We start from the raw sequence: 26126 nt of genomic DNA on the forward strand, positions 1-26126 counted from the left end.
CGTTAGCCCTTTTTCTTTTACCTAAAGTAAGCATCATGTCCAAACAACCTGTTATCAGCTGCGAATTTTTCCCGCCAAAAACGGAAAAAGGCGCGCAAAATCTTTTATTGGTGCAAGAGCGATTAGCTGTATTAAAACCTGAATTTTACTCAGTGACTTTTGGTGCTGGAGGATCGACTCAGGATAATACCCTTGAGGCAGTTATCGCTATACAACAACGCTCAGCAGAGACAGGAATTGGTGCAGCTCCGCATTTATCCTGTGTGGGCTCATCAAAAGAACGCATCCGTACTATCCTGCAAACCTATATTGATAATGGAATTTCTCGCGTAGTGGCATTAAGAGGTGATTTACCCTCGGGTATGCGGGACCCGGGAGATTTTCGTTATGCCAATGAATTGGTGGACTTTATACGCAAAGAAACCGGCGACCATTTCACTATTGAAGTTGCAGCTTACCCCGAAGTACACCCTCAAGCACAGGATGCAGGTGTCGATCTGGAAAATTTCAAACGTAAGGTCGATGCCGGTGCTGACAGCGCGATTACTCAGTACTTTTTCAATATTGATTCTTACCTATACTTTGTCGAACGTTGTCAGAAAAAAGGTATAGATATCCCGATCATCCCCGGCATAATGCCAATTAATAATTATTCCCAACTTGCGCGCTTTTCTTCGGCTTGTGGTGCAGAAATTCCTCGTTGGCTCAAAAAGCGACTTGAAGAGTTTTATGATGACACAACCTCGATGCAGGCATTTACGACCGATTATCTGACTGAATTTACCGAAAAACTCATTAGTCTTGATGTACCCGGCTTACACTTTTATTCAATGAATAAAACACAGCCTGTATTAACCGTATGCGAACGATTGGGATTAGTTCGCTGACTATTTGGATGCATTAGCCGTGGACTTTTTCGGCACATCTTTTACCGCAGCGCTTAAGCTGCTAATAGCCTTTGATGCCACCGTCTGGGAAATTATTCAGACATCGGTCAGCATTTCGGTTGCTGCCGCAGGAATCGCCGCCTTATTAGCGATTCCTGCCGGTGTGTTTACGGCATTAACCGAATTCCCTGGTAAAACGACACTGCAACATATCCTCAATACCTTAATGGCCATGCCTACCGTGGTGATTGGGTTATTACTCTACGGTCTATTCAGCCGAATGGGGCCATTAGGGGAATTGGGGTTGCTTTATACACAATCCGCCATGATTATTGCGCAGAGCCTTCTGATTTTTCCCATTATGATGAATTTGACCCTGGTGACCGTCAATACGGCTGATCCTAGATTAATTATGACGCTGAAAAGTCTGGGCGCTAATAAATGGCAACAATGCTTTCAGGTCTTGAAAGCTGTTCGCTTAGCCGTATTAGTCGCTATTCTGACCGGCTTTGGCCGTGCCATTGGCGAAGTTGGCGCGGCGATGATGCTGGGTGGAAATATTGAAGGCTACACCCGTACCATGACCACAGCGATTGCATTGGAAACCAGTAAAGGTGAGTTTGAACTGGCCTTGGCGCTCGGCATAGTGTTGCTAATGATCGCTTTTATACTGAATTTCGCTTTGTCCTGGATTAACCGTCGACTGTCATGACTTATGCATACCAATTAAACAATGTGAAGGTTCATTATCACGATCAGCTGGTACTGGATATTGAAAAACTGAATATTCCCGCTTATGAATGTTTGGCGGTATTGGGGGAAAATGGTGCAGGAAAATCCACCCTGTTTCATTTACTCTCATTATTACAAAAGCCCGATTCAGGTGATATCAGCGTATTAGACAATGAGATCAATGCTTCACAAACAAAACAGTGTCACCAAATCGGGCTGGTGCCACAACACCCCTATATGCTACCCGGCACGGTAACAGACAATATTCGCCTGGCACTGAAGTTAAAAAAAGTTGATAAAGCCCGACATGCCTCTCAATTGCAACAGGCATTGGAAACCGTCAATTTAACCCATTTGGCAGATCAAACCGCCAACACCCTGTCGGGCGGAGAACAACGCCGTGTTGCGATTGCCAGGGTGCTGGCATTTGACCCCAAGATCCTGTTGCTCGACGAACCATTTGCTAATCTGGACAGCTTTCACCAGCGCCAACTGGAAGATGTGATCACCATGTTGGCTAATGACAGTAAACGCACGATACTGTTTTCAACCCATGACCGCCTGCAGGCTTCAGCTATCACACCACATACCATTCAACTGCTTAAGGGTAAACCAATATCTGCTCCCCTGTTGAATCTGTTTCACGGCCATTATGACGGTGAACTTTTTCATACCAAAACATTGAAAATCTTTGCCGCAGAAGGCTCTCTTTCTGCCAGACATATTGCAATCGATCCGTTGGCGATAACTATCAGCACGCATGCTCATTCGGATAGCAGTGCCCGGAACCAGCTACCTGGCCGTCTAATCAGTATCAGTGAAGCAGATAGAGCTGTTCGTCTAACCGTTGATTGTGGTGACAAATTCGAAGTGATTATCAGTCAGCAGGCTTTATCTGCTTTAGCCCTTTCGCTGGGAGCTTCGGTATGGATAAGTTTTAAAGCCACGGCGGTTACCCTGTTATGATTTTTATTTTAAAAACACGTATAGGCAACGGCGCGACGATTGGGGTAACATAAACTCATGGTCACAACATTAAATCAAAACATTAAGTGAAACCCTCCTTACAGTTACGCATTGGTCAAAGCCTGTCGATGACTCCACAGTTGCAGCAAGCTATCCGTTTGTTGCAATTATCGTCGCTGGAGCTACAGACTGAAATTCAGGAAGCACTGGAGACCAACCCTCTTCTGGAAGTCGAGGAAGAATACAATTACGATGAACCAGGCACTGTCCGTCGCGACGAAGATACCGGAAGTCGTGAAATCAGTGAATTAGAAAATACTGATATCCCCGAAGATCTGCCTGTCGATAGTAAATGGGAAGATACCTACGACAATTCTCAGAGCCTGCCCAGTTCCGGCCCTTCCGGAGATAGCGATTTTGAGCGGGATAACCAGGATGAAAGCAGCAACAGTCTGCAACAGCATCTACTCTGGCAAATGCGTCTGACTCCTTTTACTGAAACCGAGCAGGCCATTGCCACCACTATTATCGATTCCATCGAAGACGATGGTTATTTAAAAACCACTTTGGAAGAAATTCAACAAAGTCTCGGCGAAGAATTTGCTGAAATAGAGCTTGATGAAATCGAAACCGTATTACACCGGATTCATCACTTTGACCCTGTAGGCGTTGGCGCTCGGGATCTGCGTGAATGTCTGCTGATTCAATTACGATTATACGAATCGAGTGTCGCTTTAAAACATGTTGAGTTGCTGACTGAGTTGATTGATAAGCATCTGGATACACTGGCTAAACGTGATTACGCTCTGATTAAACGTGCTCTAAAAGTCAGCGATGACGAATTAACCGATCTTGTGCGATCAATTCAGTTGCTGAACCCGCGCCCAGGCAGCAGTATCCAAACTGACAAAACGGAATATATCGTACCGGATGTTTATGCGATAAAAGTCAACGGTAAATGGCAATTGTCACTCAATCCTGACAATGCACCTAAACTGCAGATTGCCGAGCATTACGCCTCGTTAATTAACCGGGCTGATAGTAGTGAAGAAAACACCTATTTGAAAAATAATCTGCAGGAAGCACGTTGGTTTCTGAAAAGTTTACAAAGCCGTAATGAGACATTACTTAAAGTCACCCAAGCAATTGTGGAACGCCAACGTGACTTTCTTGACCACGGCGAAGAGGCCATGAGACCGTTGGTCTTGGCAGATATAGCAGAAACAGTGGAAATGCATGAGTCCACTATCTCTCGCGTAACGACTCGCAAATATCTGCACACCCCACGAGGAATTTTTGAACTTAAATTCTTTTTCTCCAGCCATGTTGGTACTGAAAGTGGTGGGGAATGTTCTGCAACAGCCATTCGGGCGATCATCAAAAAACTGGTCGCCGCAGAAAACCCAAGAAAACCTCTGAGTGACAGCAAAATTGCTGATATTCTGGGAGAACAGGGCATTAATGTCGCTCGCCGTACTATTGCAAAGTACCGCGAAACTCTAGCGATAGCGCCCTCAAATGAGCGTAAGCGACTGGTATAAAACCAGTTTCCGTCCACCAACAGGAGTGATGCACTATGCAATTAAATCTAAGCGGACAACATGTTGATATCACTGACAGCCTTCGGGATCATGTCAATAAAAAATTCGAGAAACTCACTCGTCATTTTGATCATATGACCAACGTGCATGTGGTGTTATCTGTCGAAAAGCTTCGGCAAAAAGCTGAAGCGACGGTTCATGCCAGTGGAGCAGACTTATTTGCTTCAGACGAGCAGGAAAATATGTATACCGCTATTGAGAATCTGGTTGCAAAACTTGATCGACAAATCATCAAACACAAAGATAAAATTACCAACCATCATCAAGCTGATGGCGTGATTCAAAAACATAACGCTAGTTAAGGAGCGGGATATTTCATGCTTATTGCTGCACTGCTCGTAAATACGGACAATATCAGTTTCCACGACGAAGCGACCAGTAAAAAGCGGGTGATCGAAAATCTCAGTCGTATGCTGGCAGCCAATACCAGTGCAGCGACTGCTGAAAAAATCTTTCAAGTTCTGCTTGAACGCGAACGTTTAGGTAGTACGGGCTTGGGCAAGGGCGTGGCAATCCCCCACGCCCGTGTCCCCGATCTTACCCATACCGTGGCCGCAATGTTAACGCTGGAAACGCCCGTCGAATTTGAAGCGGCTGATGGTAAACCCATTGATATTGCCTTTGGTTTATTAGTGCCGGAGGATGATACCGAACATCATTTACAGCATCTGTCACGCCTTGTGACATTATTTCGAGATGAGGAAATCTGCAACCGTATTCGACAGGCTGCCAGTGCCGATGCCATTTTTGAACTATTGCTTTCTATCGACGAAGACTGATTTTTTATGGCCTTGTCAGAAAACCTCAACAGCCAACACGGCGTTATGCTGCATTATCAGGGAAAAGGTATTCTGATCATTGGTGAAGCGGGCATTGGAAAAAGCAGCCTTGCACTCGAATTAATCCATCATGGTGCCTCCCTGATTGCCGACGATGTGGTGGATTTTGCGATAGAAGCTGATCAGCTTGTTGCTCATTGTCCTAAAGTACTTTCCGGCTTATTGCATAGCCGTGAATTGGGCTTGATGGATATCCGCAAAGTGTGTGGTGAAAATAGCTGGCGTGCCAGCACCACTGCAGATTTGTGCATTGAGCTGAAACAAATCTATCACCCTGAACCCAGTGTCAGCACGCCAATTCACTATAAATTCATTCTTGGTAAAGCATTAGTTGTATTGACATTATCCATTGATAATCCGGCTTCATTAATAACCCGGGTTAATAGTTGGCTGGCAATGCAACATTACCATGCAGACAGTCAGAATAATCAGCATAAAATGCTGCTGTGGCCAGTTTGATAAAATGGCGTTTTAAGTCGCACTATTTGCCTAAAATGCGCATATCCATTACATTCATCGGCGGTAAACGCCCTTTTCAATCTGACGTTTTCCAGTGACCAAGAGAACCAAAATGACCGTAGGCATTTTAATCGTATCGCACAATCATATAGGCACTGAGTTAATTAACACGGCCAGGCAAATGTTGTCCTGTTGTCCTTTGCCAACCAAAGTCATTTCTATCGAAGTTAAAGATAACCCTGACGCCATTCGTAAACAACTTGATGGCGAACTGATTGGTTTGGATCAAGGAAATGGTATTTTGATTTTGACCGATATGTTTGGCTCAACCCCTAGTAATATTGCCTGCGCGGTCTCTGATCGTGAAGATATCCGAATTGTTTCAGGACTCAATCTCCCCATGCTCATCCGCGTCTTAAACTATCCAACGTTAAACCTTGATGAACTTGAACAAAAAGCGGTTAGTGGTGGCCAGGAAGGCATTGTACGTTGTCATCACTCAGGGTATCGCCCATGAAACAAGAAAAAATATTTACGATTATCAACCGACTAGGCCTGCACGCTCGGGCGGCGGCGAAATTTGTCACTACCGCTTCGGAATTTAGTGCTGATATCTATGTTTCACGCGATGATCGTCAGGTTAATGGTAAAAGTATTATGGGTGTAATGATGTTAGCTGCAGCCAAAGGCACTGAAATCCGGGTCACTGCAGAAGGAGATGACGCCGAATCAGCATTGCAAGCTATCGGGGAGTTGATTGCTGATTACTTTGGAGAAGGCCAATGACACTTGAACTCCAGGGTATTGGTGTTTCTCGAGGCATTGCTATCGGCCGTGCACATATTCTGTTTCACAATCAGCCGGATGTTCGTGAATACCTGATCCCGGCCTTTTCGATCGAGCAGGAAGTTGAACGTCTGCTGGATGCCATTGAATTGGCCAAACAACAACTTAAATCCATTCGTAATCATATTCCTGCTAACGCACCGGCAGACGTTACATCATTTATTGATACGCATATTTTAATGCTCAACGATTCATCACTGACCAAAGTACCGGTCGATATGATTCGTCAACGTCGCTGCAATGCTGAATGGGCGCTACAATTACAACGTGATGCGTTAATCAATGTATTCAACGAAATGGATGATCCCTATCTGCGGACACGACGTGATGATGTTGATCATGTAGTTAATCGTATTCATCGGATTCTCGCCGATCAGGAAGTCGCCGATCACGAAATAGCTGATGGACGTCTGAAAGGTCATATCATCATTGCGGAAGATCTGACCCCAGCCGATACTGTTTTAATGCAGCATCAAGGGATTGCCGCTTTTGTAACGGAGCATGGCGGGGCAACGTCACATACCACCATTCTGGCGCGCAGCCTGGGAATACCGGCCATTGTCGGTGTGGAGTCCGTTCGGCGATATATCCAGGACAATGAACCCCTTATTGTCGACGGTGAAGCCGGTATCATTATTGCTGGTGCTGATGAAGGCACTCTCCAGGAGTATCAACAGCGACGCGTTGCCTTTGATGAACATATTTCATCGCTGAGCCGTTATAAATCACAACCGACCCGCACCCGTGATGGCAAAACCATTACGCTACTGGCCAATGCTGAGTTGCCAGAGGACATTACTACTATCAGTAACGCCGGCGCACAGGGAATTGGTCTTTATCGGACCGAATTTCTCTATATGAACCGGCTATCACCGCCTGAAGAAGAGGAACAATTGGCGGCTTATCGTGATGTTGTAGAAGGCATGAATAATCAACCTGTTACCATTCGAACTTTTGACCTCGGTGCGGATAAAACCGTTGATGGTGGACGCCATTTAACTCAAACTGTGGTGACCAATCCAGCGCTGGGCCTTCGTGCTATCCGTCTTTGCTTAACTCAGCCCAATATGTTCCGCACACAGCTAAGGGCTATTTTACGGGCATCGGCCTATGGCAAAATCAAAATCATGTTTCCGATGATTTCCACCATGCATGAATTGTTACAGGCTCGAAATTTACTGGAACAAAGCAAGCTCGAATTAGATAAAGAAGGTCTGGAATATGATCGTCAGGTAGAGATTGGCGCCATGATCGAAATCCCGGCCAGTGCAGTCTGTGCGGAAATGTTTGCCCGTCATGTAGATTTTCTATCTATCGGTACCAACGATTTGATTCAATATACTTTGGCCATCGACCGTATTGATGACACGGTCAACTATCTCTACGACCCTTTACATCCTGCCGTGTTACGGCTGATTCATATGACTTTGGAAGCAGGCAGGAAATTCAATATCCCGGTATCCATGTGCGGTGAAATGGCCGGTGATCCGCGTTATACCCGCCTGCTACTGGCAATGGGACTGGAACATTTCAGTATGCATCCGAATGCGTTGCTGGAAATAAAACAAATCATTAACGAAACCGATTTGAGTTTATTACCGGATAACACTCTCAGTATTATGCAAGTATCTGATGCACTTGAAGCCGATATGTTACTGGAACAAATCAACACACCGATTCATCATTAGATCTTATTTGCTTCTCAGAGACACTCTTATTGTGACTCAATAGTAACTAACCTGAGCTGCGCATAAGAAAAGAGGAACTAAAAGCCTGAGCCACGATCGAATCGTTTGACCAAAAACGAGAAACGAAAGGGCTCAAGTATGTACAATTTAGAGAAAATGTATTGCGAAGTCGATGATTTTTGCCAAAGATTTATCCCGGCCTGGCAACACCAGCAGATAGCAGCCGGAGATAAATGCCGGAACAAGCCTGGCAAGTTGTCGGAAAGTGAAGTCATCACTATTCTGATTTTATTTCACCAGCTCCGCTTCAGAGACTTCAAGACCTTTTATACACACTATGCTCGGAAGCACTTGAAGCAAGCTTTCCCCCAACTGGTTAGCTATACCCGCATGTTGAAACTGCTGCAAAGTGTGCTGGTTCCCCTGTGTGCCTTTATGACACAACGTTACGGCAAACCAACCGGCATCGCCTTTGTTGATTCAACCAAACTGGCGGTATGCCACAACATTCGCATTCCTCGAAACCGTGTCTTTAGCGGTGTTGCAGAGCGAGGCAAGGGCACCATGGGCTGGTTTTATGGCTTTAAGCTACACCTGTTAGTGAACGAACAAGGTGAAATACTTTCAGTAAAAATCACAACGGCCAATATTGATGACCGCAAGCCCATACCGGACATGGTCAAACAGCTATGGGGCACCTTGTATGGCGATAAAGGTTATCTGTCTCAAACACTTAAAGAGTCATTAGCCGAACAAGGCATTAAGCTGGTCACCGGCATTCGCAAGAATATGAAACCGCAACTGATGACGTTATGGGACCGGTTGATGTTGAGAAAACGCTATGTGATTGAAACAATATTTGACCAATTGAAGAATATTTCTCAAATCGAACACTCACGGCACCGCAGCCCTGTCAGCTTTATGGTCCACCTCATGGCTGGATTGGTGGCTTATACCTTCCAACCCAAGAAGCCTTCTATCAAGTTGAACAGGAATGAAAAGGGCGCGCTTATGCAGATCTGAGGTTAACTAATGATTTAAAGCTATTCAGCACCAGGTAAGCAGGCTAAAATAAGCCTGCACAACCTTCCCCTACAAAAACCGACGCCCTTTGGAGCCGGATATGTCTGAGCTGGACCAACATCGCAGTCTCAATCACTCGCTGAATGCATTTTCCGAGGCATTAAAAAGTGGCCGTTTTGTCAGAATGCGCCGCTTATTAGCCAGCTTGCACCCTGCTGAAACTGCACATCTACTAGAATCTCTGCCTCCAAAAGAGCGGCTGGTATGCTGGCCAATCATCAACCCTGAGTTACGAGGTGAGGTACTTTCCTATGTAGGGGATGATGTTCGTACCGGCTTGATGACCGGCATGGATACCGCTGATCTGTTGAGCGCCACTGAAGATCTGGATACCGATGATGTTGTCGATATTCTTCAGGATCTCCCTGGCCATGTGATGCAGGAAGTGTTGCGTGCCATGAACTCGCAACGTCGTCGTCGGATTGAAGCCATTCTGGCTTATGAAGAAGATACCGCCGGTGGTTTGATGAACACCGATGTGGTCACCGTGCGCTCAGATATCACACTGGAAGTGGTATTACGTTATTTACGTAAATATGGTGAGTTACCCGAAAACACTGACAGTCTGTATGTCGTTGATCATCAGGATAAATATCTTGGTACGCTGCGCTTGTCACAAGTTGTCAGCCGCAGCCGTTCACTTACGGTACGCGAAGCGATGTCGCATCAGGTCGATCCTATTCCCGCCAATATGTCGGACCATGATGTCGCCCACCGTTTTGAAAAACATGATCTGATATCCGCACCTGTCGTCGATAAAGATAATCATCTGCTGGGCCGCATTACCATCGATGACGTGGTCGATGTTATCCGGGATGAAGCGGAACACTCTTTATTGAGTATGGCAGGCTTAAGTGAAGACGAAGATACGTTTGCCCCGGTCAAAAAAAGTATTCATCGCCGCTCGGTATGGCTTGGTATCAATCTGTTGACGGCATTTTTAGCGGCATGGGTTATCGGGTTATTTGATACCACCATCGAAAAACTGGTGGCGTTGGCTGTATTAATGCCAATTGTTGCCAGCATGGGCGGTATTGCCGGCAGCCAGACATTAACACTGGTGATACGCTCTATGGCCCTGGACCAGTTGAATGATAAAAATCAACGCTGGTTATTACGCAAAGAATTTCTGGTGGGCATGGCCAATGGGGTGATTTGGGCAATTGCTATCGCTTTTGTAACCTATCTCTGGTTCGGTAATTTTTTACTGGGAATCATGATTGGTGCTGCCATTATTGTTAATATGACGGCTGCTGCCGTTGCTGGGGTAATGATTCCCCTAGGACTAAAACGTATCGGCATTGATCCCGCATTGTCCGGCAGCGTGCTGTTAACCACTGTCACCGATGTGGTTGGATTTATGGCTTTCCTCGGTTTTGCTACTCTATTTATCGTTTAACTCGGATTTTTGATTATGTCAGGCAACAGTTTCGGAAAACTTTTCACAGTCACCACGTTTGGTGAAAGCCACGGCAGCGCCCTGGGGTGTATTGTCGATGGTTGCCCTCCAGGACTAGAATTATCCGAAGCCGATCTTCAGAATGATCTGGATCGGCGTAAACCGGGTAAAAGCCGCCATGAAACACAGCGGCGAGAACCTGATCAGGTCAAAATTCTTTCCGGTATTTTTGAAGGCAAGACCACCGGAACCCCGATTGGTCTATTGATTGAAAACGTGGATCAGCGCTCCAAGGACTACGGTAATATTGCCGAGCAATTCCGCCCGGCCCATGCTGATTATGCCTATCACCACAAGTACGGTTTCCGTGACTACCGTGGCGGTGGCCGATCATCAGCACGTGAAACCGCAATGCGTGTAGCAGCCGGAGGGATCGCCAAAAAATTTCTCAAACAGCGTTACGGTATCGAAATACAGGGTTATCTGAGTCAACTTGGGCCGATTAAAGCTGAAACGCTGGATTGGGCGCATATCGAAAATAGTCTGTTTTTCAATCCGGATCCCACTATTGAAACCCAGCTGGAAGATTATATGGATGCCTTGCGTAAGGAAGGCAATTCCATTGGTGCCCGCATTAATGTCATTGCACGCCATATACCACCGGGTCTGGGTGAACCTATATTTGACCGTCTGGATGCCGATATCGCCCATGCGATGATGAGTATCAATGCGGTAAAAGGCGTGGAAATTGGTGCTGGTTTTGAATCGGTTACCCAGAAAGGTACTGAACATCGGGATGAACTGACACCGGAAGGTTTCCTGACCAATAATGCTGGCGGTACATTAGGCGGTATTTCCAGTGGACAGGATTTGCTGGTAAGTATGGCGCTCAAACCCACTTCCAGTCTGCGTATTCCCGGAAAAAGCATCAACACACGTGGAGAAGCCATCGAAGTCGTCACCCATGGTCGTCATGATCCCTGTGTCGGTATTCGTGCGACACCAATTGCAGAAGCCATGCTGGCACTGGTATTGATGGATCATATGTTACGTCACCGGGCCCAGAATATGGATGTAACCACTGACACCCCCATTATCCCGGCACAAGCCTAATCTGATCGCTGGTGCATTTTTCCGGACTACCCTACTGGCGGCTGTCAGGGTTTTATCTGTTTTATTTTGCCACTCTGGGCATTCTGGTGCCCTATTGGGGGCTTTATCTGCAATGGGAAGGATTCAGCGCCAGACAAATCGGTGAATTAACCGCCATTTTATTGGCAACCCGAATCATTGCTCCCAATGTATGGGGCTGGATTGCCGATTACCGCGGACAACGTCTGCGGATTGTTCGACTGGCCAGCTTACTGAGTATCGTGGCGTTCTCAGGCATTTTTATTTCACAGAGTTATTACTGGGTTGCCGTTGTATTAATGGTCTTCAGTTTTTTCTGGAATGCTTCGCTTCCCCAATTTGAAGTCACTACCCTGCAGCATCTTGGTGAACATAGTCATCATTACAGTAAGATCCGCGTGTGGGGTTCGATTGGGTTTATCTGTGTCGTGGTCTTACTGGGTTGGCTAATGGATCGTTATGATGCCGGCATCGTTCCCTATGCGTTGTTATTGTCCATCAGCGGTATCTGGCTGATCAGTCTCACGGTTCCCGAATCAGCAAGCCGTCATCTCAGTCTCAATCACATCCCTATCAAACAGGTACTCAAACAACCTGCTGTTCACGCCTTTTTAGCTATCTGCTTTTTAATGCTGGTCAGCCATGGGCCTTATTACACGTTTTACAGTATTTACCTGGAGCAGCATGGCTATAGCCGTAGCTTGATTGGTCAATTATGGGCGCTAGGAGTGGTCGCTGAATTGATGGTGTTTATGGTGATGCATCGCTGGCTACCCCGCTTTGGCATCCGAAAAGTAATACTGGGTAGCCTGCTCATGGCAGCTTTTCGCTGGTTGCTGATTGCGCTTTATGCCGACCAGGTAGTTATGCTTGTCGCCGCACAATCACTGCATGCGGCCAGTTACGGTGCTTTTCATGCAGCATCGATTGCCTGGGTTCATCAACATTTTACAGGTCGTAATCAGGGTCGTGGGCAAGCGCTGTACAGTAGTATGAGTTTCGGTGCTGGTGGCGCTGTCGGAAGCTTATTGAGTGGCTATTTATGGCTGACGCCCGGACCGGAGATAACTTATATGCTAGCAGCTCTCACTGCAAGCAGTGCTTTTTTAATAGGCTTTATCTGGCTTAAAAGCACAACTTCACTTAGCTAAAAACAAACAATAAATAACAAAGCAAGCTTCCCATGAGTACCGTAAAGCCGTTATAATTCCGTGCTGAAATTTTCAAAAGCCAACAGTGCTTATTGCACTGCTTCTGACTAGGTGGGATATGCATTTCTCAATTAAAAAAGGGCTTACTTTGCCCCTTGCTGGCGCGCCGGAACAAAAAATTAGCCAAGCTAACCCGGTTGCTTCAGTTGCTGTATTGGGGCTCGAATACGTCGGTATGAAGCCGACAATGCTGGTAGAAGAGGGGCAACGGGTTAAATTAGGTGAAGCCCTATTCACCGATAAAAAAATCCCTGGTGTAACCTATACAGCGCCTGGAGCAGGTGTAATTAAAGCGATTAATCGTGGAGCAAAAAGGGCATTACAATCGGTGGTTATTGAGCTTGAGGGTGACGAAGAGGTCACTTTTAAACATTACTCACCGGAGGATCTGGCGACACTGAATAGAGAACAGGTTCAGCAAAATCTAGTTGAATCCGGATTATGGACAGCGTTACGTACCCGCCCATACAGTAAAGCGCCAGAACTTGACAGTGAACCTCATGCACTTTTTATAACCGCAATTGATACCAATCCACTTGCAGCCGATCCCAATCTGATTATTAACGAATATGCTGAGGATTTTCGCCACGGCCTCGAAGTATTGAGTCATCTGACCAGCGGCAAACTTTTTCTCTGTCAATCACCCAAAGCGGCTTTACCTACTCCAGAAATTAAAAATCTTGAAACCCCCACCTTCTCGGGTCCGCATCCTGCCGGACTAGTGGGTACCCATATTCACTTTCTTGAACCGGTCAGCACAAATAAAACTGTGTGGCATATCGGTTATCAGGATGTTATCGCCATTGGCAAGCTTTTCACCACAGGCCATCTTTGGGTAGAACGTATTATTTCACTGGCTGGTCCAATGGTGAATAAGCCACGTTTGATTCGTACCCGTATTGGAGCCAACACCGAAGACCTGGTCCGGGGAGAAGTTCAAAATATTCGCTCTCGTGTAATTTCAGGCTCCGTATTAAATGGACACACTGCCAATAACTGGGCTGCGTTTCTCGGTCGTTTCCATACACAGATCTCGGTTCTTGAAGAAGGAACCAAGCGTGAATTATTAGGCTGGATCCGTCCTGGAGGCAGCAATAAGTATTCCGCTTTGAACGTTTTTTTCAGCAAAGTATTTGGTAAAAAGGATTTACCACTAACCACCTCACAGAATGGTAGCCCTCGAGCAATGGTTCCTGTGGGTGTGTTTGAAACAGTAATGCCTCTGGATATCCTACCAACACAATTGCTGAGAGCTTTATTAGTCAGAGACACCGACTCTGCTCAGGCATTGGGTTGTCTTGAGCTGGATGAGGAAGACCTAGCCTTATGTTCCTATGTTTGTTCTGGAAAATATGACTATGGCCCTGCGCTGAGAGCCAACTTAACCCAAATTGAGAAAGAAGGATAACCATGGCGCGTTTAAGAAAACTCCTTGACCGGATAGAGCCATCATTCCAAAAAGGCGGACCATACGAGAAGTATTTTGCTGTTTATGAGATGGTCGATACTTTTATTTACAGTCCCGGCGATGTGACTCGTGGATCCCCGCATGTACGTGATGGTATCGATCTTAAACGGGTAATGAGTTATGTCGTCATCGCGACTTTTCCAGTTTTAATGTTGATGCTGTGGAATACAGGCTTTCAAGCCAACAGCGCAATGGCACAACTGGGTATGTCAACACTTGAAGGCTGGCGTGGCTGGATCCTGAATAGCTTTGGTATCGGTTACGATCCTAATAGCCTGTTCTCTAATATGTTCCATGGGCTACTCTATTTTTTACCGATATATCTGACAACGCTAATTGCTGGCGGTACCTTTGAAGTTATTTTTGCTGCAGTCAGAAATCATGAGGTAAATGAAGGCTTTCTGGTTACCTCAATGCTATACAGCCTTACCCTTCCGCCCTCTACCCCACTATGGCAGGTTGCTCTGGGGATTATTTTTGGGGTTGTCATTGGTAAAGAAGTATTTGGTGGTACCGGTAAAAATTTCCTGAATCCGGCATTAACGGGTCGTGCATTTCTGTACTTTGCTTATCCAGCACAAATGTCCGGCGATGCTGTTTGGACGGCAATTGATGGTTATACTGGCGCAACGCCACTTGCTCTGGCAGCTTTAGGAGGCCTGGAATCTGTCACCGAAGCAGGTTATACCTGGACACAAACATTTATCGGACATATGCCGGGATCTCTTGGTGAAACATCTACACTGGCCATTTTGCTGGGTGCGGCTTTTCTACTTTATACCCGGATTGCTTCTTTCCGAATCATTTTTGGGGTATTTCTTGGCATGGTCGCTACCAGTTGGCTGTTTAACTTGATCGGTAGTGATACCAATCCTATGTTTGGCCTCCCGTGGTATTGGCATTTATCGCTAGGCGGCTTTGCATTTGGTATGGTCTTTATGGCGACCGATCCGGTATCTGCAGCAATGACCAATAAAGGACGCTGGATTTACGGCATTTTGATCGGCTTTATGACTGTTCTGATCCGAGTAGTCAACCCTGCCTTCCCCGAAGGCATTATGTTAGCCATTCTGTTTGCTAATATATTTGCTCCTCTTATCGACTATTTTGTCGTCCAGTCCAACATTAAACGAAGACTACAGCGAAGCTAACCATGGCAGAAATCACACAAAAAAAAGGTTTTCTAGGCCGGCTGATGCAGTTGCCAAATGATGACCCCAAAAAAACTATCTTTATCGCCATTGTTCTTTGTCTGGTGTGTTCGGTCATGGTCTCAACAGCAGCAGTGTCATTGAAATCCCGACAGGTTGTTAATCAAAAGAACGATATTCGACAAAACATTCTGGCCGTTACCGATCAATTTGAGCCAGGAATGGATATGGAAGCGGCCTTTGAACAGTTTGAGGTTCGTTTAGTGGATCTGGCCAACGGCCAATATGCGGACACAGATATTGATCCAGCGACTTATGATCAACGAAAAGCCGCTGGATCTCCTGATTTGGGAGTTCGCCTTGAGAATCAGCAGGATGTTGCGGGAATTGGATCCCGTGCCAAATATGCACCAGTTTATATTTTGCGCGATGGAGATGAAATTCAACAATTGGTTATCCCTATTCATGGCTATGGATTATGGTCAACCATGTATGGTTTTCTCTCTCTAGGCAGCGACTTCAATACGATACAAGGGTTGCGTTTCTACGAGCATGCTGAAACACCAGGGTTAGGTGGTGAGATAGAAAATCCACGCTGGTTGGCGAAATGGGAAGGCAAGAAAATATATGATGAAAATGGCAATGTAGCATTCAGGGTCGCCCGAGGTTATGTAGATAACAATTTGCCCCAAGCAGAATACAAAGTCGATGGTTTATCTGGTGCCACACTGACCAGTAAAGGTGTTTCAAATATGATTTCATTCTGGTTAGGTGAAGACGGCTTTGGACCTTATTTACAAAGTCTACGTTCCGAACGGGGGAATAACTGATGGCAAGCCAAGCAAAAAATAATGTTATCGATCCAATCATCGACAATAATCCGATAACCTTACAGGTACTGGGAATTTGCTCAGCACTTGCAGTAACAACCAATATGACTGCAGCATTGATCATGTGTATCGCGCTGACTTCAGTTACAGCATTTTCCGGGGCGATTATCAGTTCAATTCGTCATCATATCCCTTCCAGTATTCGCATAATTGTTCAAATGACCGTTATCGCCTCATTGGTTATCATCGTCGATCAAATTCTCAAAGCCTATGCTTATGAAGCCAGCAAACAATTATCCGTATTCGTTGGTTTGATAATAACCAACTGCATCGTATTGGGTCGTGCTGAAGCTTATGCCATGAAAAATACTCCCGGCATGAGCTTTCTGGATGGTCTCGGTAACGGTCTGGGTTATAGCGTGGTGTTATTAGTTGTTGCGTTTTTCCGAGAGTTATTTGGCGCTGGGAAACTGTTTGGACATACCATTATTCCGGTTGCAAATGAAGGTGGCTGGTATGTACCCAATGGGTTGATGTTGCTGCCACCAAGTGCATTTTTCATTATTGGTTTGATGATCTGGGCTATCCGCAGCTGGAAACCACAGCAGGTTGAAGCGCCGGATTATCAGATTCACCAAGTACACCGTACGGAGGTCTTGTAAATGGAGCATTACCTCAGCCTGTTTATTCGTTCGATTTTTGTTGAAAATCTGGCGCTCGCCTTCTTTTTGGGCATGTGTACCTTTCTTGCTGTATCTAAAAAAATTGAAACTGCTTTGGGGCTTGGTATTGCCGTTGTTCTGGTTCAGGCCATTACAGTGCCGACCAACAATCTGATTTATCAATACCTGCTTAAAGAAGGCGCCTTGTCCTGGGCTGGTTTACCTGATGTGGATTTAAGCTTTTTAGGGCTCATCAGTTATATCGGCGTTATTGCCGCGATGGTACAAATCATTGAAATGGCAATGGATAAATATGTACCTGCACTGTACAACGCCTTGGGTATTTTCTTGCCCTTAATCACGGTGAACTGTGCCATTTTAGGCGGTACGCTGTTTATGGTTGAACGTGATTACAACCTTGCAGAAAGTGCGGTTTATGGAGTGGGAAGTGGCTTAGGCTGGGCATTGGCCATTACGGCAATTGCTGGTATCAGAGAAAAACTTAAGTATTCCGATGTCCCTGATGGGTTACAAGGTCTTGGCATTACCTTTATTACTGCTGGATTGATGGCGTTAGGGTTCATGGCATTTTCGGGGATTCAACTCTAATGGAAATCATATTAGGCATTGTTTTATTCACTTTAATCATAATGGTACTGGTATTCGTAATTCTCAGTGCCCGTTCCAAACTTGTGGCAACAGGTGATATCGAAATTATTATCAACGATGAAAAAACGATTAAAACCAAAGCTGGTGGTAAATTACTGGGTGCTTTGGCTGATGCAAACCTCTTCGTTTCTTCAGCATGTGGCGGCGGTGGTACCTGTGCACAATGCAAAGTGAAAATTTTTGAAGGTGGTGGTTCTATTCTTCCCACCGAAGAATCCCATATTACCAAACGTGAAGCAGCGGAAGGTGATCGACTTTCTTGCCAGGTTGCCGTCAAACAGAATATGCGTATTCAGGTACCGGAAGAGGTTTTTGGTGTCAAAAAATGGGAATGTACTGTCCGTTCCAATGATAATGTTGCTACCTTTATTAAAGAGTTAATACTCGAACTCCCAGAAGGCGAGAGTGTTAATTTCAGAGCAGGCGGTTTTATTCAGATAGAATGCCCACCCCATACTGTTGAATATAAAAACTTTGTGATAGCTGATGAATATCGTCCTGATTGGGATCGCTTTGATATGTGGCGTTACAAATCGGTGGTCAAGGAAAATGTTGTTCGTGCCTACTCTATGGCGAATTACCCTGAAGAAAAAGGCATCGTAATGTTGAATGTGCGGATCGCGTCTCCACCGCCTAATGCTGACGATGTACCGCCTGGGATAATGTCATCCTATATATTTGATCTCAAACCGGGCGATAAAGTCACTATTTCCGGTCCGTTTGGCGAATTTTTTGCTAAGGATACCGACAAAGAGATGGTCTTTATCGGAGGTGGCGCTGGTATGGCCCCCATGCGCTCACATATTTTTGATCAGCTGAGACGACTAAAATCCAAGCGTAAAATGACTTTCTGGTATGGTGCTCGTAGCCTGCGTGAAATGTTTTACACAGAAGATTTTGATGAGCTGGCTGCTGAAAATGAAAACTTCACTTGGCATGTCGCTTTGTCTGATGCTTTGCCAGAAGACAACTGGACTGGCTATACAGGCTTTATTCATAATGTCATTTATGAAAATTATCTTAAAGACCATCCAGCACCGGAAGATTGTGAATACTATATGTGCGGGCCTCCAATGATGAATGCAGCTGTCATTAAAATGCTTGAAGATTTGGGTGTTGAACCTGAAAACATCATGCTTGATGATTTTGGAGGCTAAGATGAATACTTTTCTTGCCGCATTTGTGATTATTCTACTGGCTGTTATAGCCATGGCCATCGGTGTAATCTTTGGTCGCTCTGCAATAAAAGGTAGTTGTGGTGGTTTGAATCAGGTTGGTCTGTCGGGAAGTTGTGGTGGTGCCTGCTCGATTCAGGAAAAAGAAGAGTGTGAAGCCCGTAAGCGGGCACAACAACAAAACTAAACAGCGTCAGGGAGTAGCCCATGCTTGCATCACTCAAAGTCAAAGATCATATGAATGGCACCAAGATCACTTTTACACCTGAGATGGATGTATTACGTGCAATTCATCAACTAATTGAATTTAAAATCTCCGGTGCTCCCGTTATCGATCAACATGGTAATTTGATTGGTTTTCTGTCTGAAAAAGACTGTATGCAAGTGGCGCTTAATGCTGCCTATCAAGGTGAAGCAGCAGGCAAAGTTGAAGAATATATGCATAATAAGGTCGAGACCATTGATTTCGACGCGTCGATAATAGAGGTCGCAGAAAAGTTTTTAAAAACCGCCTATAAATGTTTGCCGGTGATTAAAGAAAATCGTTTAGTCGGTTCAATTACCCGACAAAATATTCTTAAAGCTTTAGAACAGACATCCAATCCCGATAGCAAGCAACCAGCGAAACAATCTACTAAACAAAATATTCATGTCAGTACCAGTGTTTCCTGACAAACAAAATTTAGACTCAAAAATACCAGCCGCTTTGCGGCTGTTTTTGTATGGAGTAACGTAAATCTATCAAGGTATTTTTTTGCCACTGCAATTTAGTGTAAGCTTTAAATTACCTAAACAAATCGACTGAGTTTATATGATTTATAACAGCATACTCGACACTATCGGCAATACCCCTATCGTTCGTTTAAATAACATCGCACCTAAACACGTTGAAATGTACGTTAAAGTTGAAGCATTCAATCCAATGGCTTCCGTAAAGGACCGGCTTGCATTTGCAGTAATTGATGACGCTGAAAAACGTGGTGTATTAAAACCCGGTCAAACTGTTATTGAAGCCACTTCTGGTAATACCGGTATTGCTTTAGCCATGGTCTGTGCCGCTAAGGGTTATCCGTTTGTTGCCACGATGGTTGAAACTTTCTCGGTCGAACGTCGTAAAATCATGCGTGCCATGGGGGCTAAAGTTATTCTGACTCCGGCAGCTGAAAAAGGCACCGGTATGGTAAAAAAAGCTGAAGAACTTGCTGAAAAACATGGCTGGTTCCTTGCTCGACAATTTGAGAATCCTGCCAACCCTGCCTTTCATCGCAATACGACTGGCCCAGAAATCCTATGTGACTTTGCTGGGAAGGAACTTGACTATTGGGTTTCGGGTTGGGGGACGGGTGGCACTTTAACTGGTGCTGGAGAAATGATCAAACTTGCCAGACCCGATACTAAAATTGTTGTAGCAGAGCCTGCGGCGGCCTCCATGCTGGCTGGAGATGACTGGAAACCGCATAAGATTCAGGGCTGGACACCGGACTTTATTCCGGACGTATTAAATCGTGGTGTGTATGACGAGTTGTGCCCGGTTACAGATGAAGAATCCAAAAACTGGGCATTACGCTTAGCCAGTGAAGAAGGTATCTTTTGTGGGTTATCTTGTGGTGGCACTGTCGCAGCAGCAATGAAAATCGCGGATAATGCAACGGATGGATCCGTTATTCTGGCAATGTTGCCTGATACTGGTGAGCGTTATTTATCAACCTATTTATTCGAAGGCATGAACGAAGGATCTGATGATGATTGGTTGGCAAGTTTAAGCTAATTAATTTCTTTAATAGCTGATTTATGACACAAGGAAACTGCTCACAATGGAGGTGAATTCAAGTATGAGTGAAGTAAATCTGCAAAAACCCGCTATAACTTTGGAAGAGATTAATTTCCAAACATTGGCGGAAGATGCTCCGGTCACACTCTGGCTTACCGATATTCATGGCAATATAATTTTTACCAATAACCAATATAAAAATTTTATCGGCAGGGAAAAGGTAGAAAGACTTGGTGGAAAGGCATGGTTCAATGCTCTGCACCCCGATGACCGTGACTATTGTCTTACAGTGTTTAAAGATGCTTTCGAGACCTACAAACCCTTCACCATGGAATACCGCTTACGTCGGCGTGATGGTGAATACAGACATTTTATCGATCATGGTGAACCCTATATTGATGGACATGGCCGTTTTGCTGGCTTTGTTGGTTCATCTACAGATATTACCGAACAAAAATTATCGGAAGATGAACTTAAAAAATCTCATCAGGAGTTAACGCAATATAACTATGAGATGAATCTGATAAATCAACTTAATTCCTACCTTCAGGTCTGTCGTTCAGTTGATGAAACTTACCCTATTGTTTCTTATTACGCAGAGCAGATTTTCCCAGATTGTACTGGCGCACTGTATTTATTTAATGATAAGAAAACTCTGGTAGAATCAATGACAACTTGGGGAATAATAGATGATATTAAAAGTGCCCCTGTTATTGCGCCAGATGACTGCTGGTCGCTTCGCCAAGGTAAAGAACATACAACACTGGATAACGATGGCCGTCTCCGATGTAAACATGTCGGCGATGGTATCAGCACCTATATCTGTGAACCAATTATTGCTCAAGGCGAAATGTTGGGCATGCTACACATCGAATTTAATACTGCAAAGCATAAAGTCGGAGAAGAAAAAACCTACTATGTTGAATCCAGAAAACGCCTAGTAAAAATTACTGCTGATAATCTTCCTTATCATTGGTCAGTTTAAAACTTAAGGAAGCTCTGCAATCCCAATCGGTCCGCGATCCATTGACCTTCCTTTTCAACCGACGTTTTATGGAAGAAAGCCTTGAACGTGAGATTCATAGATGTGCAAGAGCTCAGCATGGACTTGGTCTGATTATGTCTGATATTGATCATTTCAAGAAGTTTAATGATGATTACGGCCATGATGCTGGCGATCTTGTACTTGTTGAATATGCCAATCTCCTCAAAACTCATTTTCGCAGTAGTGATGTTATTTGTCGGTATGGCGGCGAAGAATTCATTATTATTATGCCGGATATCGACAGGGAAAATCTGATTAAACGCGCTGAGATGCTATGCCAGGAAATCAGCTCATTGGAACTGTTATATCAAAATAAACCGCTGCCACCGATCACAGCATCTTTTGGCGTGGCTTATCTACATAACACGCTTATCGAAAAGGCTGACATGATAAAAGCGGCAGATATCGCTCTTTATGAAGCAAAAAATAATGGACGGGATCAGGTTGTGGTTTCTTCTACAGAGTTTGTTGGTATTTAACCAAGTAGTTTGCTGACATGAACACTTCGTTCAATATGTAAAAGCCCGACATTTATTTACAGGGAGTTGTTGTGTGCCTAGAGCGCATAAGCGGTTATCGTTGACCTACTTTGATGAAGTACATCCATGCACTTCACCCTTCGGGCGCCTACCGGCGTCCATTATCGCTCCCGGCGATAATGTCACATGGGGTGTTCACATGCTCAGGCAGGATAAAAGCCAACCTTCAATATAAAAAAATACCCGGGCCTCTATGAGGACCGGGTATTTTTTTATATTAAAGCCTGGCAGTGACCTACTTTCACATGGGAACTCCCACACTATCATCGGCGCTGAGCTGTTTCACTTCTGTGTTCGGGATGGGTACAGGTGGTGCCAACTCGCTATGGCCGCCAGGCATAACTGGCTGCTTACTTTTCGGGTAAGCTAATTCGGGAAGTAAAGGGTTTGTCACTTATATGCGCACCCAACTTACTTGGGGTTATATGGTCAAGCCTCACGGGCAATTAGTATTGGTTAGCTTCATACATTACTGCACTTCCACACCCAACCTATCAACGTAGTGGTCTTCTACGGCCCTTCAGGGACTTAAAGTCCAGGGAAATCTAATCTTGAGGGGGGCTTCCCGCTTAGATGCTTTCAGCGGTTATCCCGTCCGTACATAGCTACCGGGCAATGCCATTGGCATGACAACCCGAACACCAGGGGTACGTCCACTCCGGTCCTCTCGTACTAGGAGCAGCTCCTCTCAAATTTCCAACGCCCACGGCAGATAGGGACCGAACTGTCTCACGACGTTCTAAACCCAGCTCGCGTACCACTTTAAATGGCGAACAGCCATACCCTTGGGACCGGCTACAGCCCCAGGATGTGATGAGCCGACATCGAGGTGCCAAACACCGCCGTCGATGTGAACTCTTGGGCGGTATCAGCCTGTTATCCCCGGAGTACCTTTTATCCGTTGAGCGATGGCCCTTCCATTCAGAACCACCGGATCACTATGACCTACTTTCGTACCTGCTCGACGTGTCTGTCTCGCAGTCAAGCACACTTTTGCCATTGCACTAACCGTATGATGTCCGACCATACTTAGTGTACCTTCGTGCTCCTCCGTTACTCTTTGGGAGGAGACCGCCCCAGTCAAACTACCCACCATACACTGTCCCTATTCCCGATAAGGGAACGAGGTTAGAACTCCAAACATACCAGGCTGGTATTTCAAGGTTGGCTCCACGCAAACTGGCGTTCACGCTTCGATGCCTCCCAGCTATCCTACACAAGTAGGTTCAAAGTTCAGTGCAAAGCTGTAGTAAAGGTTCACGGGGTCTTTCCGTCTAGCCGCGGGTATACGGCATCTTAACCGCAATTTCAATTTCACTGAGTCTCGGGTGGAGACAGTGTGGCCATCGTTACGCCATTCGTGCAGGTCGGAACTTACCCGACAAGGAATTTCGCTACCTTAGGACCGTTATAGTTACGGCCGCCGTTTACCGGGGCTTCGATCAAGAGCTTCTTCCGAAGAATAACCCCATCAATTAACCTTCCGGCACCGGGCAGGCGTCACACCCTATACGTCCACTTTCGTGTTTGCAGAGTGCTGTGTTTTTAATAAACAGTCGCAGCCACCAGTTCACTGCAACCCTCTTCAGCTCCACGAGCAAGTCGCTTCACCTAACAAGGGCACACCTTCTCCCGAAGTTACGGTGCTATTTTGCCTAGTTCCTTCACCCGAGTTCTCTCAAGCGCCTTAGAATTCTCATCCCATCCACCTGTGTCGGTTTGGGGTACGGTCGTTTGTTACCTGAAGCTTAGAGACTTTTCCTGGAAGCCTGGTATCAGTTACTTCGTCTCCATTGAGACTCGTCATCATGCCTCAGCTTAGCGCTACGGATTTTCCTATAGCACACGCCTACACACTTAAACCAACATATCCAACAGTTGGCTAACCTAACCTTCTCCGTCATCCCATCGCAGTAACAACCGGTACAGGAATATTAACCTGTTTTCCATCGACTACGCATTTCTGCCTCGCCTTAGGGACCGACTCACCCTGCTCCGATTAGCGTTGAGCAGGAAACCTTGGATTTTCGGCGAGGGGGCCTCTCACCCCCTTTATCGTTACTCATGTCAGCATTCGCACTTGTGATATCTCCAGCAAGCTTCTCAACTCACCTTCACAGACTTACACAACGCTCCTCTACCATGCCGTGCATCTTTAAACCAACTCGTTTTAGCGCTTTCTCCACCCCTACCAACTTAACGTTCGGGAGGGCTTGGTCGCTTTCAGCGACAAGCGTAAATCAGTTTAAAGATGCACGGCATCCATAGCTTCGGTATATGGCTTAAGCCCCGGTACATCTTCCGCGCAGGCCGACTCGACTAGTGAGCTATTACGCTTTCTTTAAAGGGTGGCTGCTTCTAAGCCAACCTCCTAGCTGTCTGTGCCTTCCCACCTCGTTTTCCACTGAGCCATAATTTTGGGACCTTAGCTGATGGTCTGGGTTGTTTCCCTTTCCACGATGGACGTTATCACCCGCCGTGTGTCTCCCATGATTGCACTTCTCGGTATTCGGAGTTTGCATGGGGTTGGTAAGTCGGGATGACCCCCTAGCCCAAACAGTGCTCTACCCCCAAGAGTGAGTCATGAGGCGCTACCTAAATAGCTTTCGAGGAGAACCAGCTATCTCCTGGCTTGATTAGCCTTTCACTCCGATCCACAGTTCATCCCCGCATTTTTCAACATACGTGGGTTCGGCCCTCCAGTTAGTGTTACCCAACCTTCAGCCTGACCATGGATAGATCGCCAGGTTTCGGGTCTAATCCATGCAACTAGTCGCCCTATTAAGACTCGGTTTCCCTTCGCCTCCCCTATTCGGTTAAGCTCGCTACATAAATTAAGTCGCTGACCCATTATACAAAAGGTACGCAGTCACCCCATCACTAAGCTACCTCTGTTTGTTTTGGAGTTGGGCTCGCTCTCGCTCGCCACCTCAAAACCGCCTCTTTACTCTCTAACGTAAATTGACTGCTTGTTTTGGGGTTGGGCTCGCTCTCGCTCGCCACCTCAAAACCGCCTCTTTACTCTCTAACGTAAATTGACTGCTTGTTTTGGGGTTGGGCTCGCTCTCGCTCGCCACCTCAAAATCAAAGGTATTTTCGTTTCCCACCACTAAAGCAGCTTAGTGATGGGGCTCCTACTGCTTGTACGCACACGGTTTCAGGTTCTATTTCACTCCCCTAAACGGGGTTCTTTTCGCCTTTCCCTCACGGTACTAGTTCACTATCGGTCGATAAGGAGTATTTAGCCTTGGAGGATGGTCCCCCCATGTTCAGACAAGGTTTCTCGTGCCCCGCCCTACTTGTCGCAAGCTTAGTACCTTTAACGCCTTTTCGTGTACGGGGCTATCACCCTGTATCGCCAAGCTTTCCAGCTCGTTCCACTAAAACGTTAAATATTACTTGCAGGCTGTTTCCCGTTCGCTCGCCGCTACTAGGGAAATCTCGGTTGATTTCTTTTCCTCCGGCTACTTAGATGTTTCAGTTCGCCGGGTTCGCTTCATTAAGCTATGTATTCACTTAATGATACATACCCAAGGGTATGTGGGTTGCCCCATTCGGAGATCGCAGGCTCAAAGCTCGTTTATCAGCTCCCCTACGCTTTTCGCAGATTACTACGTCCTTCATCGCCTCTTATCGCCAAGGCATCCACCATGTGCGCTTATTCACTTGACCATATAACCCGAAATAAATTGAGTTATAGGTTTTTGCTACATAAGTTTCTTTACGTGCATTATTGCCGTGTCTCACGACAACACAATAATGCGCCTTGTTTACTTTACTTCCCGTTTTGTTAAAGAGCAGTGTATTAAACACTTTATAATCAACTTAAACTCAAGTTCACTATGAAGTATTCATTCACCAGACAGAGATTGGTGGAGCTACGCGGGATCGAACCGCGGACCTCCTGCGTGCAAGGCAGTCACCCCTCCGGGCCCCAGCCTCCGCTGCGCTTCGGCGTTCGCAAGCTGCGAAGC

General features: G+C 45.7%; 25 protein-coding genes, 1 tRNA gene and 2 rRNA genes. 25 read left to right on the forward strand and 3 right to left on the reverse strand.

The annotated features are described in order from the left end of the window. The first annotated feature begins 35 nt into the window (after positions 1-35). The 25 genes from metF (at position 36) to Q7A_RS15060 (ending at position 22092) form a co-directional block, all read left to right on the forward strand. A complete protein-coding gene (metF, locus tag Q7A_RS14940; RefSeq protein WP_014707676.1) occupies positions 36-887 on the forward strand; it encodes a methylenetetrahydrofolate reductase [NAD(P)H] in 852 nt (283 codons plus the stop codon). Positions 888-891: 4 nt separating this feature from the next. Further along, positions 892-1599 (forward strand): ABC transporter permease, encoded by a 708-nt coding sequence (locus Q7A_RS14945; protein WP_014707677.1) that lies wholly within the window; start codon positions 892-894, stop codon positions 1597-1599. Then, positions 1596-2585: an ABC transporter ATP-binding protein gene (locus Q7A_RS14950; RefSeq protein ID WP_014707678.1), complete on the forward strand. Its 990-nt coding sequence runs from the start codon at positions 1596-1598 to the stop codon at positions 2583-2585. The genes Q7A_RS14945 and Q7A_RS14950 overlap by 4 nt, the downstream gene beginning before the upstream one ends. 86 nt (positions 2586-2671) lie before the next feature. Then, positions 2672-4126: an RNA polymerase factor sigma-54 gene (locus Q7A_RS14955; protein WP_041354633.1), complete on the forward strand. Its 1455-nt coding sequence runs from the start codon at positions 2672-2674 to the stop codon at positions 4124-4126. 35 nt (positions 4127-4161) lie between these two features. Next, a complete protein-coding gene (gene hpf, locus Q7A_RS14960) occupies positions 4162-4488 on the forward strand; it encodes a ribosome hibernation-promoting factor, HPF/YfiA family (protein WP_014707680.1) in 327 nt (108 codons plus the stop codon). A 15-nt stretch (positions 4489-4503) separates the two neighbouring features. Continuing rightward, positions 4504-4965, forward strand: a complete 462-nt coding sequence (locus Q7A_RS14965; protein ID WP_014707681.1) for a PTS sugar transporter subunit IIA — start codon at positions 4504-4506, stop codon at positions 4963-4965. A gap of 6 nt (positions 4966-4971) precedes the next feature. Then, a complete protein-coding gene (locus tag Q7A_RS14970; protein WP_014707682.1) occupies positions 4972-5484 on the forward strand; it encodes an HPr kinase/phosphorylase in 513 nt (170 codons plus the stop codon). Positions 5485-5596: 112 nt separating this feature from the next. Further along, positions 5597-6001, forward strand: a complete 405-nt coding sequence (locus Q7A_RS14975; protein WP_041354634.1) for a PTS sugar transporter subunit IIA — start codon at positions 5597-5599, stop codon at positions 5999-6001. Next, positions 5998-6270 carry an HPr family phosphocarrier protein gene (locus Q7A_RS14980; protein WP_014707684.1) on the forward strand — a complete coding sequence of 91 codons (273 nt, stop codon included), beginning with the start codon at positions 5998-6000 and terminating at the stop codon, positions 6268-6270. Before Q7A_RS14975 ends, Q7A_RS14980 begins: the two co-directional genes overlap by 4 nt. Then, positions 6267-8018: a phosphoenolpyruvate--protein phosphotransferase gene (gene ptsP, locus Q7A_RS14985; protein ID WP_014707685.1), complete on the forward strand. Its 1752-nt coding sequence runs from the start codon at positions 6267-6269 to the stop codon at positions 8016-8018. The genes Q7A_RS14980 and ptsP overlap by 4 nt, the downstream gene beginning before the upstream one ends. A gap of 138 nt (positions 8019-8156) precedes the next feature. After that, positions 8157-9041 carry an IS982 family transposase gene (locus tag Q7A_RS14990; protein ID WP_014706222.1) on the forward strand — a complete coding sequence of 295 codons (885 nt, stop codon included), beginning with the start codon at positions 8157-8159 and terminating at the stop codon, positions 9039-9041. 100 nt (positions 9042-9141) lie between these two features. After that, the gene (gene mgtE / locus Q7A_RS14995; RefSeq protein ID WP_014707686.1) at positions 9142-10500 is read left to right on the forward strand and encodes a magnesium transporter; all 1359 of its coding nucleotides are present in this window, start codon (positions 9142-9144) and stop codon (positions 10498-10500) included. Positions 10501-10515: 15 nt separating this feature from the next. Continuing rightward, positions 10516-11613, forward strand: coding sequence for a chorismate synthase (gene aroC / locus Q7A_RS15000; RefSeq protein WP_014707687.1), 1098 nt, complete (start codon positions 10516-10518; stop codon positions 11611-11613). A gap of 11 nt (positions 11614-11624) precedes the next feature. Continuing rightward, on the forward strand, positions 11625-12782 hold the full coding sequence (locus Q7A_RS15005; protein WP_014707688.1) for an MFS transporter: 1158 nt from the start codon (positions 11625-11627) through the stop codon (positions 12780-12782). 118 nt (positions 12783-12900) lie between these two features. After that, a complete protein-coding gene (locus Q7A_RS15010) occupies positions 12901-14250 on the forward strand; it encodes a Na(+)-translocating NADH-quinone reductase subunit A (RefSeq protein ID WP_014707689.1) in 1350 nt (449 codons plus the stop codon). 2 nt (positions 14251-14252) lie between these two features. Further along, on the forward strand, positions 14253-15461 hold the full coding sequence (locus tag Q7A_RS15015; RefSeq protein ID WP_014707690.1) for an NADH:ubiquinone reductase (Na(+)-transporting) subunit B: 1209 nt from the start codon (positions 14253-14255) through the stop codon (positions 15459-15461). 2 nt (positions 15462-15463) lie between these two features. Next, on the forward strand, positions 15464-16291 hold the full coding sequence (locus tag Q7A_RS15020) for a Na(+)-translocating NADH-quinone reductase subunit C (protein WP_014707691.1): 828 nt from the start codon (positions 15464-15466) through the stop codon (positions 16289-16291). Beyond that, positions 16291-16953, forward strand: a complete 663-nt coding sequence (locus Q7A_RS15025) for an NADH:ubiquinone reductase (Na(+)-transporting) subunit D (RefSeq protein ID WP_014707692.1) — start codon at positions 16291-16293, stop codon at positions 16951-16953. The genes Q7A_RS15020 and Q7A_RS15025 overlap by 1 nt, the downstream gene beginning before the upstream one ends. After that, positions 16954-17562, forward strand: coding sequence for an NADH:ubiquinone reductase (Na(+)-transporting) subunit E (gene nqrE, locus Q7A_RS15030; protein ID WP_014707693.1), 609 nt, complete (start codon positions 16954-16956; stop codon positions 17560-17562). Beyond that, positions 17562-18779: an NADH:ubiquinone reductase (Na(+)-transporting) subunit F gene (gene nqrF, locus Q7A_RS15035; protein WP_014707694.1), complete on the forward strand. Its 1218-nt coding sequence runs from the start codon at positions 17562-17564 to the stop codon at positions 18777-18779. The genes nqrE and nqrF overlap by 1 nt, the downstream gene beginning before the upstream one ends. 1 nt (position 18780) lies before the next feature. After that, entirely contained in the window at positions 18781-18984 is a 204-nt protein-coding gene (nqrM, locus tag Q7A_RS15040) for a (Na+)-NQR maturation NqrM (protein WP_014707695.1), read from the forward strand. A 20-nt stretch (positions 18985-19004) separates the two neighbouring features. Continuing rightward, on the forward strand, positions 19005-19469 hold the full coding sequence (locus Q7A_RS15045; protein WP_014707696.1) for a CBS domain-containing protein: 465 nt from the start codon (positions 19005-19007) through the stop codon (positions 19467-19469). Positions 19470-19608: 139 nt separating this feature from the next. Continuing rightward, positions 19609-20565 (forward strand): cysteine synthase A, encoded by a 957-nt coding sequence (gene cysK / locus Q7A_RS15050; protein WP_014707697.1) that lies wholly within the window; start codon positions 19609-19611, stop codon positions 20563-20565. Positions 20566-20629: 64 nt separating this feature from the next. Then, the gene (locus Q7A_RS15055) at positions 20630-21553 is read left to right on the forward strand and encodes a PAS domain S-box protein (protein WP_014707698.1); all 924 of its coding nucleotides are present in this window, start codon (positions 20630-20632) and stop codon (positions 21551-21553) included. After that, positions 21541-22092 carry a GGDEF domain-containing protein gene (locus Q7A_RS15060; protein WP_048480993.1) on the forward strand — a complete coding sequence of 184 codons (552 nt, stop codon included), beginning with the start codon at positions 21541-21543 and terminating at the stop codon, positions 22090-22092. Before Q7A_RS15055 ends, Q7A_RS15060 begins: the two co-directional genes overlap by 13 nt. A gap of 282 nt (positions 22093-22374) precedes the next feature. Here Q7A_RS15060 and rrf read toward each other — a convergent pair. The 3 genes from rrf to Q7A_RS15075 all read right to left on the reverse strand — a co-directional run bounded on the left by rrf (position 22375) and on the right by Q7A_RS15075 (position 26095). After that, positions 22375-22489, reverse strand: a 5S ribosomal RNA gene (gene rrf, locus Q7A_RS15065). Between the two features lie 88 nt (positions 22490-22577). Beyond that, positions 22578-25824: ribosomal RNA gene (locus tag Q7A_RS15070) — 23S ribosomal RNA — on the reverse strand. A gap of 198 nt (positions 25825-26022) precedes the next feature. Further along, positions 26023-26095 (reverse strand) — tRNA-Ala (locus Q7A_RS15075). Positions 26096-26126: the final 31 nt, after the last annotated feature.

It is taken from the genome of Methylophaga nitratireducenticrescens (genome assembly GCF_000260985.4).
GTDB classification, from domain to species: domain Bacteria; phylum Pseudomonadota; class Gammaproteobacteria; order Nitrosococcales; family Methylophagaceae; genus Methylophaga; species Methylophaga nitratireducenticrescens.

Bases quoted from the DNA above. Each gene is read 5' to 3' on its own strand.
- Q7A_RS14970 (WP_014707682.1), top strand. From the start codon at position 4,972: ATGGCCTTGTCAGAAAACCTCAACAGCCAACACGGCGTTATGCTGCAT.
- Q7A_RS14980 (WP_014707684.1), top strand. From the start codon at position 5,998: ATGAAACAAGAAAAAATATTTACGATTATCAACCGACTAGGCCTGCAC.
- Q7A_RS15055 (WP_014707698.1), top strand. From the start codon at position 20,630: ATGAGTGAAGTAAATCTGCAAAAACCCGCTATAACTTTGGAAGAGATT.
- Q7A_RS14975 (WP_041354634.1), top strand. From the start codon at position 5,597: ATGACCGTAGGCATTTTAATCGTATCGCACAATCATATAGGCACTGAG.
- hpf (WP_014707680.1), top strand. From the start codon at position 4,162: ATGCAATTAAATCTAAGCGGACAACATGTTGATATCACTGACAGCCTT.
- mgtE (WP_014707686.1), top strand. From the start codon at position 9,142: ATGTCTGAGCTGGACCAACATCGCAGTCTCAATCACTCGCTGAATGCA.
- ptsP (WP_014707685.1), top strand. From the start codon at position 6,267: ATGACACTTGAACTCCAGGGTATTGGTGTTTCTCGAGGCATTGCTATC.
- Q7A_RS15015 (WP_014707690.1), top strand. From the start codon at position 14,253: ATGGCGCGTTTAAGAAAACTCCTTGACCGGATAGAGCCATCATTCCAA.
- Q7A_RS15020 (WP_014707691.1), top strand. From the start codon at position 15,464: ATGGCAGAAATCACACAAAAAAAAGGTTTTCTAGGCCGGCTGATGCAG.
- aroC (WP_014707687.1), top strand. From the start codon at position 10,516: ATGTCAGGCAACAGTTTCGGAAAACTTTTCACAGTCACCACGTTTGGT.
- Q7A_RS15045 (WP_014707696.1), top strand. From the start codon at position 19,005: ATGCTTGCATCACTCAAAGTCAAAGATCATATGAATGGCACCAAGATC.
- Q7A_RS14950 (WP_014707678.1), top strand. From the start codon at position 1,596: ATGACTTATGCATACCAATTAAACAATGTGAAGGTTCATTATCACGAT.
- nqrF (WP_014707694.1), top strand. From the start codon at position 17,562: ATGGAAATCATATTAGGCATTGTTTTATTCACTTTAATCATAATGGTA.
- Q7A_RS15025 (WP_014707692.1), top strand. From the start codon at position 16,291: ATGGCAAGCCAAGCAAAAAATAATGTTATCGATCCAATCATCGACAAT.
- nqrM (WP_014707695.1), top strand. From the start codon at position 18,781: ATGAATACTTTTCTTGCCGCATTTGTGATTATTCTACTGGCTGTTATA.
- metF (WP_014707676.1), top strand. From the start codon at position 36: ATGTCCAAACAACCTGTTATCAGCTGCGAATTTTTCCCGCCAAAAACG.
- Q7A_RS14965 (WP_014707681.1), top strand. From the start codon at position 4,504: ATGCTTATTGCTGCACTGCTCGTAAATACGGACAATATCAGTTTCCAC.
- cysK (WP_014707697.1), top strand. From the start codon at position 19,609: ATGATTTATAACAGCATACTCGACACTATCGGCAATACCCCTATCGTT.
- Q7A_RS15010 (WP_014707689.1), top strand. From the start codon at position 12,901: ATGCATTTCTCAATTAAAAAAGGGCTTACTTTGCCCCTTGCTGGCGCG.
- nqrE (WP_014707693.1), top strand. From the start codon at position 16,954: ATGGAGCATTACCTCAGCCTGTTTATTCGTTCGATTTTTGTTGAAAAT.
- Q7A_RS14990 (WP_014706222.1), top strand. From the start codon at position 8,157: ATGTACAATTTAGAGAAAATGTATTGCGAAGTCGATGATTTTTGCCAA.